Annotated in this window: 15 protein-coding genes; 6 read left to right on the plus strand and 9 right to left on the minus strand. The window is 61.4% G+C overall.

Annotated features, from left to right (window positions below; genetic code table 11):
- Position 1: 1 nt before the first annotated feature.
- Together JFT85_RS03215 and JFT85_RS03220 are read right to left on the minus strand one after the other, a co-directional pair.
- On the minus strand, positions 2 to 1,165 hold the full coding sequence (locus JFT85_RS03215; RefSeq protein ID WP_053255800.1) for an acyl-CoA dehydrogenase family protein: 1,164 nt from the start codon (positions 1,163 to 1,165) through the stop codon (positions 2 to 4).
- Positions 1,166 to 1,193: 28 nt separating this feature from the next.
- Positions 1,194 to 2,012, minus strand: coding sequence for an FAS1-like dehydratase domain-containing protein (locus JFT85_RS03220; protein ID WP_053256499.1), 819 nt, complete (start codon positions 2,010 to 2,012; stop codon positions 1,194 to 1,196).
- A gap of 175 nt (positions 2,013 to 2,187) precedes the next feature.
- On the opposite strand from JFT85_RS03220, the gene JFT85_RS03225 reads away from it, so the two are divergent.
- The 4 genes from JFT85_RS03225 to JFT85_RS03240 all read left to right on the plus strand — a co-directional run bounded on the left by JFT85_RS03225 (position 2,188) and on the right by JFT85_RS03240 (position 6,326).
- The gene (locus JFT85_RS03225; protein WP_053255799.1) at positions 2,188 to 3,078 is read left to right on the plus strand and encodes a LysR family transcriptional regulator; all 891 of its coding nucleotides are present in this window, start codon (positions 2,188 to 2,190) and stop codon (positions 3,076 to 3,078) included.
- A gap of 32 nt (positions 3,079 to 3,110) precedes the next feature.
- Entirely contained in the window at positions 3,111 to 3,599 is a 489-nt protein-coding gene (locus JFT85_RS03230; RefSeq protein WP_201229200.1) for a GFA family protein, read from the plus strand.
- 94 nt (positions 3,600 to 3,693) lie between these two features.
- Positions 3,694 to 5,517: a serine hydrolase domain-containing protein gene (locus tag JFT85_RS03235; RefSeq protein WP_201229202.1), complete on the plus strand. Its 1,824-nt coding sequence runs from the start codon at positions 3,694 to 3,696 to the stop codon at positions 5,515 to 5,517.
- Between the two features lie 17 nt (positions 5,518 to 5,534).
- Positions 5,535 to 6,326: a MipA/OmpV family protein gene (locus JFT85_RS03240; protein ID WP_053255796.1), complete on the plus strand. Its 792-nt coding sequence runs from the start codon at positions 5,535 to 5,537 to the stop codon at positions 6,324 to 6,326.
- 65 nt (positions 6,327 to 6,391) lie between these two features.
- Here the strand turns inward: JFT85_RS03240 and JFT85_RS03245 are convergent, their stop codons facing one another.
- Entirely contained in the window at positions 6,392 to 7,669 is a 1,278-nt protein-coding gene (locus tag JFT85_RS03245) for an ATP-binding protein (protein ID WP_053255795.1), read from the minus strand.
- A complete protein-coding gene (locus tag JFT85_RS03250) occupies positions 7,670 to 8,377 on the minus strand; it encodes a winged helix-turn-helix domain-containing protein (RefSeq protein WP_053255794.1) in 708 nt (235 codons plus the stop codon).
- Positions 8,378 to 8,534: 157 nt separating this feature from the next.
- Between JFT85_RS03250 and JFT85_RS03255 the strand changes: the two genes are divergently transcribed.
- Complete coding sequence (locus tag JFT85_RS03255; protein WP_201229204.1) at positions 8,535 to 9,734, plus strand: MFS transporter; 1,200 nt, start codon at positions 8,535 to 8,537, stop codon at positions 9,732 to 9,734.
- Here the strand turns inward: JFT85_RS03255 and miaE are convergent.
- Complete coding sequence (gene miaE / locus JFT85_RS03260) at positions 9,690 to 10,292, minus strand: tRNA-(ms[2]io[6]A)-hydroxylase (protein ID WP_069553463.1); 603 nt, start codon at positions 10,290 to 10,292, stop codon at positions 9,690 to 9,692. The two genes, JFT85_RS03255 and miaE, sit on opposite strands and share 45 nt — an antisense overlap.
- Before the next feature lie 157 nt (positions 10,293 to 10,449).
- On the opposite strand from miaE, the gene JFT85_RS03265 reads away from it, so the two are divergent.
- A complete protein-coding gene (locus JFT85_RS03265) occupies positions 10,450 to 11,313 on the plus strand; it encodes a universal stress protein (protein WP_053255791.1) in 864 nt (287 codons plus the stop codon).
- Between the two features lie 1,545 nt (positions 11,314 to 12,858).
- On the opposite strand, the gene JFT85_RS03270 is transcribed toward JFT85_RS03265, so the two are convergent.
- From JFT85_RS03270 to JFT85_RS03285, 4 genes are all read right to left on the minus strand, one after another.
- Positions 12,859 to 13,074 carry a TOBE domain-containing protein gene (locus JFT85_RS03270; RefSeq protein ID WP_003173733.1) on the minus strand — a complete coding sequence of 72 codons (216 nt, stop codon included), beginning with the start codon at positions 13,072 to 13,074 and terminating at the stop codon, positions 12,859 to 12,861.
- Between the two features lie 210 nt (positions 13,075 to 13,284).
- Positions 13,285 to 14,205: a FecR domain-containing protein gene (locus JFT85_RS03275; RefSeq protein WP_201229206.1), complete on the minus strand. Its 921-nt coding sequence runs from the start codon at positions 14,203 to 14,205 to the stop codon at positions 13,285 to 13,287.
- Positions 14,202 to 14,720 (minus strand): sigma-70 family RNA polymerase sigma factor, encoded by a 519-nt coding sequence (locus JFT85_RS03280; protein WP_053256254.1) that lies wholly within the window; start codon positions 14,718 to 14,720, stop codon positions 14,202 to 14,204. The genes JFT85_RS03275 and JFT85_RS03280 overlap by 4 nt, the downstream gene beginning before the upstream one ends.
- Before the next feature lie 92 nt (positions 14,721 to 14,812).
- Positions 14,813 to 15,430 (minus strand): LpxA family transferase, encoded by a 618-nt coding sequence (locus tag JFT85_RS03285; RefSeq protein ID WP_053256255.1) that lies wholly within the window; start codon positions 15,428 to 15,430, stop codon positions 14,813 to 14,815.
- Positions 15,431 to 15,480 lie beyond the last annotated feature (50 nt).

The raw sequence follows: 15,480 nt of genomic DNA on the forward strand, positions 1-15,480 counted from the left end.
CTCAGAAGCTGCGTGGCAGTTCGAGCAGATGCTCGGCCACGTAGGACAGGATCAAGTTGGTAGAGATCGGCGCCACCTGGTACAGGCGCGTCTCGCGAAATTTGCGTTCCACGTCGTACTCGCAGGCAAAGCCAAACCCGCCGTGGGTTTGCAGGCAGGCGTTGGCCGCTTCCCAGGACGCCTTGGCGGCCAGGTATTTGGCCATGTTGGCGCTCGCCCCGGCCGGCTTGCCGCTGTCGTACTCCTCGCAGGCACGCCAGCGCATCAGGTCCGCCGCTTCGATTTCGATATGTGCTTCGGCAATCGGGAACTGCACGCCCTGGTTCTGCCCGATCGGCCGGCCAAACACCACCCGGTCGCGGGCGTAGGCACTGGCCTTTTCGATAAACCAACGGCCGTCGCCAATGCACTCGGCAGCGATCAGCGTGCGTTCGGCATTCAGACCGTCGAGGATGTATTTAAAGCCCTTGCCCTCCTCACCAATCAGGCTATCGAGTGGCAGCTCCAGGTTGTCGAAGAACAGCTCGTTGGTTTCGTGGTTGACCATATTGGCGATGGGCTGCACGGTCAGGCCGTTGCCGATGGCCTCGCGCAGGTCGACGAGGAAGATCGACATGCCTTCGGACTTTTTCTTCACCTCAGCCAACGGCGTGGTGCGCGCCAGCAGGATCATCAGGTCGGAATGCTGCACCCGCGAGATCCACACCTTTTGGCCGTTGATCACGTACTTGTCACCGCGTTTGATCGCGGTGGTCTTGATTTTGGTGGTGTCGGTGCCGGTGGTGGGCTCGGTGACGCCCATCGACTGCAGGCGCAATTCACCGCTGGCCAGTTTGGGCAGATAGAAGCTTTTTTGTGCTTCGCTGCCATGCCGCAGCAAGGTGAACATGTTGTACATCTGGCCGTGAACGGTGCCGGAGTTGCCGCCGCAGCGGTTCACTTCTTCAAGAATCACCGACGCTTGCGTCAGGCCCAGACCGGAGCCGCCGTAAGCTTCAGGGATCATTGCCGACAGCCAGCCGGCGTCGGTCAGGGCTTTGACGAAGGCTTCGGGGAAGCCTTTTTGATCGTCGATCCTGCGCCAGTAAGCGGCATCGAATTCGGCGCACAACGCGCGTACACCGTCGCGAATGGCATTGAGTTCTTCGTTGTCATTGGGGTTCATTCACGGCTCTCCGCCTGGTGTTCTTGGCTTATTCGAAGTGGATTTCAGCGGTCTGCGCCAGGCCGTCGGCGTTACCGGCCCACAGTGCGGCGACGCCCGGTTCGGTAACCCGCCCGCCGACTGCAAAGGGCTGTGGCGCGATCAGCGGGCGCACGCCTCGATAGGCAAAGCGACGCACGCTCGCGTCGGGATGCGCACGGCAAAACGCGCGCAGGCTCAGCGTGGCGATCAGCGGGCCGTGCACCACCAGCCCCGAGTAGCCTTCGGTGCCGGTGACGTAGGGGTAGTCGTAATGGATGCGGTGGCCGTTGAAGGTCACGGCGCTGTAGCGAAACAGCAGGGTGGGCGTGGGGTTGATCGACTCCTGCCATTCACCTTGGGCGAGTGCCTCGCCATTGCCCTGCTTGGGTGGCGTGGGCTCGCGGTAGACGATGTCCTGTTCTTCGCGAATGGCCAGGCGACCGTCCTGGGAATAGTCATGACGCACCGTGACAAACAGCAGCGAGCCGGTGCGGCCGGTTTTTTCTTCGACGTGGGTAATGGTCGACACGCGGCTCGCCGCCTCACCGGCACGCAAGGCATGCAGGAACTCGATACGCCCACCGGCCCACATCCGATTGCGGTTATCGGCAGCAGGCAGAAAGCCGCCACGGGCCGGGTGGCCGTCGGTGCCCAAGGCCGATTCCGGCAGCGGGTCCTGGAAAAAACACCACTGCCACAGCGGCGGTAGGTCCGCGCCGTCTTCGGGCACGGCCTCGCCGAAGGTGGCGGCAATGCGCTTGAGCAGGTTATGGCTTAAATGGTCGTGGGCGGTTTCGCTTCGGCCGATCCAATCAGTGGCGCTCATCGGGTGCAGGTCCTCGGGCAGTGGGTGTCTGCTGCGGATCATGCAAGCGCCTGCCCGTTCTGAGAATTTGCATTTCAATAAACCAGCGTTCGGTTATGCTGAACGCCACTCACAACACTGCACCTTCAGGGTGGGTGTTTATTGCGATGCGATTCGTGTACACACCGGAGCCGCCATGCACTTCGATCTCGCCGACCTGCGCCTGTTTATCCATATCGCCGAATCCCCCAGCCTGACTCAGGGCGCCAAGCGTGCGTTTCTGTCGCCGGCCGCCGCGAGCGCGCGGATCAAGGCGCTGGAAGGCCAGTTGGATACGCGCCTGTTGTACCGCGACAGCCGTGGCGTGGAAATCACCCCGGCGGGCGAACGCTTGCTGCACCATGCGCGGCTGATCATGCGCCAGGTGGATTACCTGAAAAGCGAGTTCACCCAATACGGCGTGGACTCCGCCGGGCATATCCGCATCTTCGCCAACACCACGGCGGTGACCGAGTTTCTGCCGGAAGTGCTGGCGGGCTTTTTGTCCCAGCGCCCGGGCGTGACCGTCGACCTGCAAGAGCGGCTGTCCCGCGATATCGTGCGCGGCGTGCTCGATGGCACCAGCGACATGGGCATCATCGCCGGGCCGGTGGAAGCGGCGGGCTTGCAAGTGTTGCACTTCAGCACGGATCAATTGGTGTTGATGGTGCCCGTGGGCCACCCGCTGGCCAGCCAGCCCTGCGTGACCTTGGAGCAAACCCTCGCGTACCAGCATATCGGCCTGCACGAGGGCAGCACCTTGTTGAGTTTTCTGCGTGAACACGTGGAGCGCGTGGGCAAGCACTTGTCGCTGCGTATCCAGGTGTCGAGTTTCGAAGCAATCTGCCGGATGGTCGAGGCCGGCGTGGGCATCGGCATCATTCCCGAATCTGCCGCCGTGCGGCACAGCCGCACCATGCAGTTGGTGACGGTGAAGCTGGATGAGCCCTGGGCCATTCGCGAGCGCAGTATCCTGGTGCGTGAACTGGAAGCACTGCCGGGCACCATTCGCGCGTTGATTGCGACGTTGATGCCGCAAAGCGCCTAAGCTCAACAGTCACCTTGCCCGAGGAGACGCCCATGCACCTTGAAGGATCCTGCCATTGCGGCGCGGTCACGTTCAGCCTGACCAGCCAGCACCCCTACCCCTACCAACGCTGCTACTGCTCGATTTGCCGCAAGACCCAGGGCGGCGGCGGTTATGCGATCAACCTCGCGGGGGATGCGCAAAGCCTGAAGGTTCAGGGCCGCAAACACATTTCGACCTACCACGCCCGCCTCAAACCGGATGGCGCCAGCCGCGCCCATGCCAGTACTGCCGAACGGCATTTCTGCGCGCAATGCGGCAGTGCGTTGTGGCTGTTCAGCCCGGAGTGGCCGGAACTGATCCACCCCTTCGCCTGCGCCATCGACACACCGTTGCCGGTACCGCCGCAACACACGCATTTGATGCTTGGCTCCAAGGCCCCATGGGTCGAAGTCAGCGTGCGCAAAGGCGACTTGCAGTTCGATGAATACCCCGAAGAGTCCATCGCCCAGTGGCATACGCGGTTAGGGTTGACGCGTTAACAGTCTTTGACAGTTTCCCGACAAAGCTCTCAAAGATTGTTGGCCGGCTGCGCCCTAGCATTCGAGCATCCAAACCACCATCCGGGTGCTCTTCATGTTTCGCACGTTGCGCGGTATTCCGCTCTTGGGTTGCCTGCTCGGCAGTATCGGTTGCCATGTGCAACCGCCTGCCCCGCCGCCGATTCCAAAAGGCGATTACGGCGCGATCATTCGTTACCTGCAAACTCGCATTCCCCAGGACATGGCGCGTGAAAATGTACCCGGCCTGTCAATTGCGCTGGTCAACGGCCAGGAGCTGATCTGGGCGCGAGGCTTCGGTGTGGCCGACAAGGCCCAAGGGGTGCCGGTCACACCCAATACGGCGTTTCGCGCCGGCGGCATCGCCAAGCTGCTCACCGCCACGGCAGCGCTGCAACTGGTCGAGCAACAGCGCCTGACCCTGGATGCGCCGATCCAGCAGACGCTGCGCGAGTTCTACGTGCGCTCGCGCTTTCACAGCGACCCGGCGGCCGCCGACCGTGATATCACCCTGCGTCGCTTGCTCAGCCACCAGTCCGGCTTGCCCAGCGAACACCTGCGCGACCTGCGCAGCACCTTCGCCATGGGCCAGATGCCGATGCGCGTGGCCGGCGTTTGGCTGAGCAGCCCGCCAGGCTCGCAAGTCGCCTATTCCAACCTGGGTTACTCGTTGGTCGGCGCCGCGATTGAGCGCAGCAGCGGTAAAAGTTTCGAAGCCCAATTACAACGCAGCCTGCTCAAGCCACTGGAGATGAACCAGTCGAGTTTTGTCGGCACCGGTACGCAGTTGAGCTTTCGCGCCCTGGGCTACGAAGACGGTGTACCGAGTACCGATGCACACGTGCGGGACCTCGCTGCTGGGGGGTTGTGGGCAAGCCCCAAAGACCTCAGCCACTACGTGCAGATGCTGTTCGCCCAAGGCCTCTATAAAGGTCAGCGCGTGGTGGGCAGTGCATCGATTGATGAGATGTTCACCCAGCAAAACACCGGCAATGCGCTGGATTTCGATTGCCAGATGGGCCTCGGTTGGTTTTTGGCACCGTGCGGCGATGAACCGATCGGCCCCGGTGTGCGCACCTACCAGCACAGTGGCGGCGGCGACGATTTTGCCGCGCAATTGAGCGTGCTGCCGGACCAGCAATTGGCGGTGATCATCATGGCCAATGACGGCAACGCCGAAGAACTGGTCGCCCGTATGGCCACCGAAACGCTGCGCCTGATGCTGCAGGCGCAAACCGGCCAATCCATCTGCGCCGACGACTGCCAGGCACCCGAGCATGGGCTCAAGTTACGTCACGTGCCGGCCGCCATCGACCGCAAGCGCCTGGCGGGCTTTTATGCCACCGCCTGGGGTGTGTTCCGAATCAAGGATGACCATAACCGGCTGGCTGGCGAGCTGGCCGGGTTCGACTTTGAATTGTTGCGCGATGAGCACGGCTGGCTGCGCGCGCAGAAAAAAGTCCTCGGCTTCTGGCTCAAGGACCTCGGCGAACTGGGCCGCGTGCAGTTGGACGTGGTCACCGTGCAAGGCCGCCAGATGCTCACTGCCCGTAGCCACGGCCAGCGCCTTGCCATCGGTGAACGCATCGAACCGCCGCCGTTGCCAGTGGCGTGGGCTGACACCATCGGCACCTACCAGGTGCTCAGCACCCATGAGCCCGACGCGCCGTTGAGCGGTATCAGCGTGCGCCTCGAAGAAGGCTTCCTGGTGATTCGCGGCCAATTGCACAACGAGCCGCTGACCGATTACATCCTGCTCCCCGTCGACAACGCCCACGCGGTGCTGGCCGGCAACGGCTATGGCCTGGGCGACACCGTGAGCCGCCAGGTCAACGGCCTCAGCGCTTCGGGCTACGCCTTCAAACGTACGCAATCGCCCCACAACCTCTTGAGTTTCTAACACGGAAGAACCGCCTGATGCGCCCAAAAAACCTGTGCCTGTCATTCACCTCACTGTGCCTGCTCGCCGCCGCCGACACCGCGATTGCCGAAGACTGGCAATACAGCCTCAAGGCCGGCGTGGCCAACGCGCCACGCTACAGCGGCAGCGACGAACGCATGACCGCGCCAGTGCTGGGCGGCAAAATCGTCAGCCCCTGGGGAATCTTCCTCGATACCAGCAAGGGCTTGGGCTGGGGTTACGAAGGCAATGCCCTGAGTTTCAGCGCCTATGTCGGCCCCAGTGCCTCGCGCAAGGATAAAAACCAGCGTTTGCAGGCCGGCTCCAACCGCCTCATAGGCATGGGCGAGATCAAGTCGCGCGCGCAATTGGGCGTCAGTGCGGCCTACAACCTGGGCGGCGTGATAGTCGGCGCGACCCTGGAACACGCACTCAAGGAAGATGCCCACAAGGACACCGGCAAGGCTTACACCCACCTGGAACTGAACCTGGGCACCACGCTTTATGAGGGCCGCTTCGGCTCCGTCGATGCCGGCCTCAGCAGCCACTTTGGTGACCGTGAATACCTGCAGACCTGGTATGGCGTGACCACCGGCCAGGCGGCGCAAAGCCGCTTTAAGGCCTACAAGGCCGGTGCGGGCAATATCAGCAATGGCATGAACCTGGTGTGGAGCCTGCCGATCAGTGAGCACACCCAGTTCTCGACCTTGCTGGATGTGCAGTACCTGGCCGATGCCGCGGGCAAAAGCCCGATTGTGGAACGACGCTTGCAGACGTCGCTGATAGGCATCGTGGAATACACGTTCTGATCGGGTAGCACGATAAACCTGGGGGCGCTGGCTAGCCGGCGCCCCCAGCCTGCTCACCTCAAGCCTTACTCGGCATACGCCCACGTCATCCGAAACGACGCCCCGCCCCACTCTGAATCGAGCACTTCGACCTGCCCGCCGTGCCACTGGCTGACCCGTTTGACCAGCGCCAGGCCCAAGCCGAACCCGCCCGTGCGGCGGTCGCGGCTGGTGTCCAGACGCAGGAAGGGCTCGAAGATCTTGGCGCGACCGTCCAACGGCACACCCGGGCCGTCGTCATTGACCTGCACCGCGTAACCGCTGCCGAACGCGACCAACGACACTTCCACACGGCGCTCGGCATAACGAATGGCGTTGCGCAGCAGGTTGATCACCGCGCGGGCCATAAAGCGCGGTTCGATCTGGATAAAGTCGACCTCGCACGTGCGCAACGTCAGCTGCACCCCCGCCGCTTCCGCCTCCAGGGCCACGCTGCCGATGACGCTGTCGAGCCAACTGTGGGCTTCGATATTTTCCCGGGTGACCTGGGTGGCACCGCGCTCGAGGCTGGCGTAGGTGAGCAGCTCGGAGACCATTTCTTCCAGTTCGCCCAGGTCGGCATACATGTCGGCGATCAGCTCGCGGCTCTGGCGCGGGTCGGCCTGTTGCTTGAGTTGGTCGAGTTCGAAGGACAAGCGCGCAATCGGCGTGCGCAGCTCGTGGGAGACAGCGTTGGTCAGTTCGCGCTGGTTGGCGATCAGGCTTTCGATGCGCTCGGCCATCTGGTTGAAGTGCCCGGCCAGCTCACGCACTGTGGAGCGGCGCGGCAGCAGGATGCGCGACGCCAGGTCGTTGTCACCGAAGCGTTGCGCAGCCAGGCGAATATGCTCCAGGTCGCGCCAGTGCGGGCGTACCCAGAAATACAGGACGATGGCCAGGCACACCCCGAGAAAACCGTATGCCCACATGTATAGCCATTTGGGTTCTTCGGGCAACTTGATGTCCAGCAACTGCGGGCCGTCATCGATCGTGGTCAGGAACTCCATGAAGTCGCCACGCACCACCAACTGGCCGTCCGCCAAGAGTTTTTGCTCGCGCTCGTCCAGCGCCAGGCTATCGCGCGACACCAACTTCAGGCGCAACCCGTAATGAGGCTGCAGTTCTGCCAGCCGAGCGTCCCGGGCCGGCCCTTGCAGAGGCCGCAGTTGTTCGACCAGGCCGTAAGCCGGGCCGCGCAGGGCTTCGCGGTTATACACCTCGTTGGCCTCGGGCAATAACTCGTCGAAGGTGTAGTTGACCAACCAGATTGCCCCGGCCAGACCGAGCGCCAGAATCACATACAGGCGCAGAAACAGGCGCAGCATCTAAACCTCCCACGCAAACGGATTGAACAGGTAACCCTTGCCCCAAATCGTCTTGATGCACACCGGCTCGCGCGGGTTGTCGTTGAGCTTGTTGCGCAATTTGCTGATGTAGACGTCGACGCTGCGGTTGAGGCCGTCAAACGCGATACCGCGCATGCGGTTGAGAATGTCGTCGCGAGAGAGGATTTTCCCCGCGCTGCTGGCCAACAACCACAGCAACTCGAACTCCATGGTGGTGAGGTCGATCGTCTCATCGCCCAGGCTGACCACCCGGCAACTGCGATCAATCGACAATCGACCAAACGCCAACGAACCCCGCACGGTGGGTTCGGGCACCTGGCGGCGTTGCAGGGCCCGCAAGCGTGCCAGCAATACCGGCGGCTTGATGGGTTTGATCACATAGTCGTCGGCCCCGGACTCCAGGCCCAGAATATGGTCGAGGTCATCTTCCTTGGCGGTCAGGATCACGATGGGTGTGTCGGACACATTACGAATCTCGCGGCACACGTGCAGGCCGCTCTGGCCGGGCAACATGAGGTCGAGCACGACGATTTTCGGCTTGAAGTCGAGGAATGCCGCCAGGGCCTGATCGCCGCGGTGCACCACGCGCACCTCGAAACCGTGTTGTGACAGGAAATGCGCGATCAGCCCTGCCAGCTTTTCATCGTCCTCAACGAGCAGGACTTTGCCCAGACCCAGGTTTTCCATAAATTCTCAGTGTGGATGCGCGGATTGAAGTGCGGGCATTATAGGTGGCAAGCTGGCCAACAGAAGCAACCGGCCATTACGGGCCGACGAAGCTTCATGCTTTTAAGAGTTTTTAACAAATACTCCGCAATCTTTAACGCCATTCACAGGGAGTTGTATGCGCAAGGATTACCTGGCGTTTTTTGTTTCGCTGTTCCTGTCGCGGCTAGCCGACCAGATTCTGTTGTTTATCGTGCCATTGATCGTGTTCCAGACTACCCAGAGTGTTGCCTGGGCGGGGCTGGCGTTCTTTGTCGAGTCACTGCCGCGTTACCTGGCGTTCCCGGTGTGCGGCGCCGTGTGCGACAAGTTCTCGCCGGTGCGCATCCTGCACATCAGCCAGGTTTACCGGGCGCTGGCCTGTGGGGTGGCGGTGGCGTTGTACGGGGTGTTCGACGGCATTTACTGGCTGGTCATGCTGTCGGCGCTGTGCGGGGTGCTGACCACCCAGGGCATCATGGCGCGGGAAGTACTGATGCCGCATATTTTCAAACACTACACCTACACCAAGACCCTCTCCTATTCGCAAATTGCCGATCAGAGCGGCCTGGTGCTCGGCCCATTGGTGGCCGCGCTGATGCTCGAAGTCTGGGCGTGGCACTGGGTGGTGCTGGGGGTTGCCGGGCTGTTTGTGCTGGCAGACCTGGCGATGCGGGTTTGGCAGCGCACGAGTGCGGTGACCCTGGAAACCTTCGAGCAGCATCAGGACATCTGGCTGCACCCGCTGCGCATCGCCTTCGGGCATATCCGCAACCTGGTGGAATTGAAGCGCATCATCACGCTGGCAGTGGGTGTGAACCTGATCATTGGGGTGACGCTGGCGACTTCGGCGGCGATGGTCACCGGCCAGTTTGCCGCCGGCAAGGATGCCTATGCCTTGCTGCAGGCGGCGGGCGCGGTGGTGACGATCGCCATTCTGTTTTACCTGGCTCGCGCCACACTGCCGTTGAAGGTATTGGGCGGGCTGTCGTACTCGATGATTGCCGTGGGCGCGTTGATCACGGCCATCAGCCCCGGGGTTTGGGCCTATACCGTCGGGTTCCTGCTGATCACCGGCTTCGACAAGATGTTCAACGTGTACCTGCGCAGCACCCGTCAGCGGGTGATTCCGGTACAGGACTTTGGCAAGACGGTGGGGGTTATCACATTGTTGAACAACCTCGCCCAGCCGCTGGCGGGCCTGGCTATTGCCGTGCTGGCCGCACCGTTGGGCACGCAGACGGTGATCCTGCTGTTAACCGGCATCACGGCACTGATTGGCGTGGCCGTGGCCTCAGGCTGGCACGCCACTGTGAAAGCGGAACTCGACGTCGGGTGATTCGATGAGTGCCTGCTCGGCGGCCCTTACCCGCTCGATCACCTGAGCGATGTCCTTGGCGTCACCGTACTGGTACGCCAGCTTCAAGTAACCCTGAAAGTGCCGCGCCTCGCTTTTGAGCAATCCGAAATAGAACTTGCCGAGTTCGTCGTCCAAATGCGGCACCAATGCTTCGAAACGCTCGCAACTGCGCGCTTCGATAAAGGCCCCGACCACCAGCGTATCCACCAGTTTGACCGGCTCGTGGCTGCGCACCACTTTGCGCAAACCCGAGGCATAACGGCCGGCGTGCAGCTGGCGCAGCTCGATCTTGCGCTTTTTGATCAGGCGCATCACTTGTTCGTGGTGCACCAGCTCTTCGCGGGCCAGTCGCGACATCATATTGATCAGGTCAACATGGGCGTGGTACTTGGCGATCAGGCTCAGGGCGGTGCTGGCGGCTTTGAATTCGCAGTTCTTGTGGTCGATCAGCAGGGTTTCCTGATCGGCCAACGCGGCCTGGACCCAGGCGTCGGGGGTGCGGCAGCCGAGGAATTCGTGGATTTCGGGCAGGTTCATCGGGCTCACGGGCAAAAGGATCACAAAAGGGCGCCGATTATACCGACCCCGCTGCAGACCACCAGCCGCAGGCGTTGATGTGCATCAACATGACGTCTGGCGGGCAGCAACTATAGTTGTCCCAGGCCCCTTTATTTGCGTCTCTGGAGATCCGTCCATGCAAGCCATCCGCAGCATCCTGGTGGTCATCGAGCCCGAGCATTCGGAAAGCCTGGCCCTCAAGCGCGCCAAGTTGATCGCCGGGGTCACCGGCGCACACCTGCATTTGCTGGTCTGCGACAAAAAACACGAGCATTCGGCGATGCTGAGCCTGCTCAAGTCCGGCTTGCAGGAAGACGGCTACAACGTGACCACCGAACAAGCCTGGAATGATAGCCTGCATGAAACCATCATCGATGTGCAGCAGGCCGAGGGCTGTGGCCTGGTGATCAAGCAACACTTCGCCGACAGCCCGCTGAAAAAGGCCCTGCTGACGCCGGCGGACTGGAAACTGCTGCGCTACTGCCCTAGCCCGGTGCTGCTGGTGAAAACGTCAACGCCCTGGGCCGACAAAGTCGTGCTGGCGGCAATTGATGTGGGCAACAGCGATAGCGAGCACCAGGCGTTGCACAACACCATCATCGACCACGGCTTCGACATTGCACGCCTGGCCAAGGCGCAATTGCACGTGATCAGCGCCCATCCGTCGCCGATGTTGTCGGCGGCCGACCCGACCTTCCAGCTCAAGGAAACCATCGAGGCGCGCTATCGCGAGCAGTGCAAGGCGTTCCAGGCCGAGTTCGACGTGGATGACGCGCACCTGCATATCGAAGAAGGCCCGGCTGATGTATTGATCCCCCATGCGGCACATGCGTTGCAGGCGGCGGTGACCATCATCGGCACCGTGGCGCGCACCGGGATTTCCGGGGCGCTGATCGGCAATACGGCGGAAGTGGTGCTGGATGCAGTGGAAGGCGATGTGCTGGTGCTCAAGCCGCAGGAGTTGATGGATCATCTGGAGGAGCTGGCTAACAAAGCCTGAGACAGCCCCTTAAAACGATGAGGCGCCCGTGTGGGGGCGGGTTTGCCTGCGTTAGCCATAGGTATATACGTGTTTTTTTACGGGTTGAGTGCTGTGGTTGTCGGGGGGCACGCTGCGTACATATCCGTTGTTTGGGTCACGGCCGCAATGGGTTCCGCCCTTACGGCGGGTCACTTTGGAAAAGCCCCAAAGTAACCAAAGGGCTCTTGCCCCACCACTCGGCACCTCGCCTAGGCTCGGTGTGCCCTCACGCAGGCTTTGGACCGTGGGCCGCCGCCATGGGCCATCCTTGGCCCATCGCGGCTAACCCGGCGTCCTGCCGGTTTACCCACGCTCCAAAGCCTGCGTTCGGCCAGCGTGGTTAACGGGGCGCCTAAGATCAAGATCAAAGTCAAAAGCAAAGCACGGCGGCCTGACAGCCGACCTGAGTGGTTAGATCAAAAGCACAAGCGAAGTGGTGTGTCAGTTGATGGAGTGGGTGACTGGCACACCGCATTCGCGAGCAAGCCCGCTCCCACATTTGGAACTGGGTACATCAGGCGGAGGGTGGGCTGCTCTTCGGACTGTGTTGGGTCAATCTGGGAGCTGGCATGGGGTCTGCGACTGGGTATGCCTGATGTATCGAAGCGTCTGCATCGCAGGCAAGCCAGCTCCCACAGAAAAGCAGAGCACTGCGGTGCTGGCAGCTAAACTCGGTCAACATTGTGGGAGCGGGCTTGCTCGCGAATGCGCTGGGTCAGTTACAAATAAGCCGACTGGCGCACCGCATTCGCGAGCAAGCCCGCTCCCACATTTGGAACTGGGTACATCAGGCAGAGGGTGGGCTGCTCTTCAGACTGTATTGGGTCAATCTGGGAGTTGGCATGGGGTCTGCTGCTGGATATGCCTGATGTACCGAAGTGTCGGCATCGCGGGCAAGCCAGCTCCCACAGAAAAGCAGAGCACTGCGGTGCTGGCAGCTGAACTCGGTCAACATTGTGGGAGCGGGCTTGCTCGCGGAATGCGCTGGGTCAGTTACAAATAAGCCGACTGGCACACCGCTTTCGCGAGCAAGCCCGCTCCCACATTTGGAACTCATTTCATCCGGTAAAAGTGCTGTTGCTGTGCTTTTGCTTCTACCACTCAGGTCGGCTGTCAGGCCGCCGTGCTCTGCTTTTGATCTGCTGTTGATCTTGATCTGACAGGCCCCGTTAACCACGCTGGCCGAACGCAGGCTTGAATCCGTGGGTAACCCGGCAGGACGCCGGGTTAGCCGCACTGGGCCAGGGATGGCCCATTGCGGCGGCCCACGGATTCAAGCCGGAGTGAGGGCATACCGAGCCTGGGCGAGGTACCGAGTGGTGGGGCAAAGCGTTTTTTGGTTACTTTTTTAGGCGTTTGTAAAAAAGTGACCCGCTGTAAGAGCGGAACCCATAGCAGCCGTTACCGCAGCAACGGATATGCACTCATATCTACCTAACCCCTCACAGGCTCAAAGCAACACAAAGAGTTGCGTAGATACCTATGGCCATCACAGGCAAGCCAGCTCCCCCAAATGATCGGGGTTTACAGCTTGGCGATGGACACTTCGGTCGACTTCACAAAGGCAATCACCTCGCTACCCACTTTTAATTCCAGATCCCGCACCGAGCGGGTGGTGATCACCGAGGTAACGATGCCAGACGCAGTCTGCACGTCAATTTCGGACACCACTTCCCCCAGCAGAATTTCCTTGATCACGCCCTTGAACTGGTTGCGCACATTAATCGCTTTAATGGTCATGTCGGGTTTCCTTTTGGCTGTTGGGTCAATCCGCACGAATGCGCAGGCCCTCAAAATGCGCCATTCAATTAGCGATTAAAAGGAATAAATAACTCTTTATTTATTCGATATAAATATATGCGTACTGTTCACCCGGCTACAGCGAATCAACACACTGCTGGCGCAGCTCAAGGCACTGTCCTTGACCGAGCTACAGCGGGCCCATGTGATTTAGGCCAATGTGCGACTGAGTGTCACCCAATACCGCGTCCGCGCCCGCACCTCAAACCCCAGTGTCTGGGCCAGCAGGCTGAGGATGCGGTCGGTGTCATCCAGGCGAAAGCTGCCGGTGACCCGCAGGGTTTCCAGGCTCGGGTCCCAGCGCAGCACACCGGGGCGATAACGCTCCAGCTCGCGCAAAAAATCCCCCAGCGCCTGGTTTTGCGCGGTCAAGACGCCGTCGCGCCAGTCCAGTTGCTGCGCATCGAACGGCATCCGCTCCCCAAGCCCCTGGGACTTTAATAACGCTTGCTGACCGTTGCTCAACGTCGCCAGTTGCCCGCTCACATCGCGCACCTGCACCGCGCCCTTGAGCACCGACACCCGGCAGCCGGTCGGCAACTGCCGCACACACACCTCGGCCTGGCTGACCTGGACCTGGCCGTAGCGGGTGTTCACTGCGATCAAAGCCGAGCCCGGCACACTCAGCGCCAATTCCCCTTCCACCAGCGTGATGCGCCGATGCGCGCGGTCGACATCGACGGCCGTGGCGGTATTGAGTTGCAGGCTACTGCCATCGACCAAAGGCAGGCGTTTGCGCTCGCCGGTGGCGGTGTGCAGATCGGCACGCCACGCCTCGATGGGCAACTGGCGGCTGATCAGCCACGCCGTCGGCACCAACGCTGCAACACCCAGGGCACGCTTGAGCAGTGCGCGCCGCGCCGGTTGCGGGCGGTCGAGGCTGGCCATCGCCAATGCGTGTGGCAAGTCGCTGAACCGCTGGCGCAGGGATTGGGCTTTTTGCCAGGTCTGTTCGTGTTGAGGATGGCTGTCGCGCCATTGCTGCAAGGCCGCATGGTCACGCTCGGTGGCGGCGCCGGACTCCAGCAATGCCAGCCACTGGGCGGCGGCGCGCGCGACATCGCGACTCACAGGTCCACCAGCAGGCAATGTTCGTAGGCCTGGGCCATGTAACGCTTCACCGTGCGTTCGCAAACGTCGAGCCGTTCGGCAATCTCTCGATAACCCAGGCCTTCCAGCTGGCTCCACAGAAACGCGCGGCGCACCAGCACCGGTAAACCGTCAAGCAACTCATCCAGTGCTTGCAGGGTTTCGAGCATCAGCCAGCGTTGTTCGGGTGACGGCACGCAGGCGTGCGGCAGGTTTGCCAACGCATTCAAGTACGCCTGCTCAAGGCTGCGCCGCTGATGAAAATTGACCAGCAGGCGCTTGCCGACGGTCACCAGATAGGCACGCGGTTCCTGCATCTGCGCAATGGGCTGCGCACTGGCGAGCACGCGCAAAAAGGTGTCCTGGCTCAGGTCCGCTGCATCCCAGGCATTGCCCAGGCGCCGCCGCAACCAGCTTTCCAGCCAACTGCGGTGGTCGCGGTACAAACTCGACAACGTGAGTTCGGCAGCGTGGGTCGGGGCAACAGCATCAGTCATGGCGAGCAACCTGCGCGGCGCGAGTTAATCTCAAATGAGATTAATTCTATTTAATATCGAGCCGACACACCATGTTCTTTTCAACATTGCGTTTATACGCAAGCCTCTGCGTCAAATACCTGACCGCGCCCGACCACGCTGGCAGGTGCCAACACCGCCCCCGGCGCTAACACCGCATTGGCGCCGATTCGGCACTGATCGCCGAGCAACGCGCCGAATTTATCGCACCCGGTGCGCTGCAATTGCCCGTTGATCCGCACCTGCACGTCCTTGTCCTCGCGCTCATTGCGGTAGTTGGCGACGATGCTGCCGGCCTCCAGATTGACCCCATGGCCGAGCACCGAATCGCCGACAAAGTTGAAATGCGCCAGCTTGCTGGCACTGAACACAAACGAGCTTTTCAACTCCGCACCCGGGCCGATGATGCACTGCGCATCCACCCAGCACCCGCCGCGCAGCAGAGAACCACTGGCGATAAAACAATGCGCGCCGATGATCAGTGGCCCCTTGAGCACGGCGCCGGACTCGACGGTGGCGGTACGGTGGATGGCGATTTCATCCTGAATGACGTAAGCGTCTGCCGGCAACTGCACCAGTAATTGGCGAACAATCGCCGGGGCCTGGGCCACCAACGCCCAAGGCGTCAGGTCAGCCCAAGGCGCCAACGCGGATTGGGATACGTCGGCAATGTAGTCGGTGAGTCGGATCAACGTCGAACCCTCCAGCGGTCAGAGAAGCTCGAAACGCTAGCATGGCGGAC

The sequence above is a fragment of the Pseudomonas sp. TH04 genome (assembly GCF_016651355.1).
Classification (GTDB): Bacteria; Pseudomonadota; Gammaproteobacteria; order Pseudomonadales; family Pseudomonadaceae; genus Aquipseudomonas; species Aquipseudomonas fluorescens.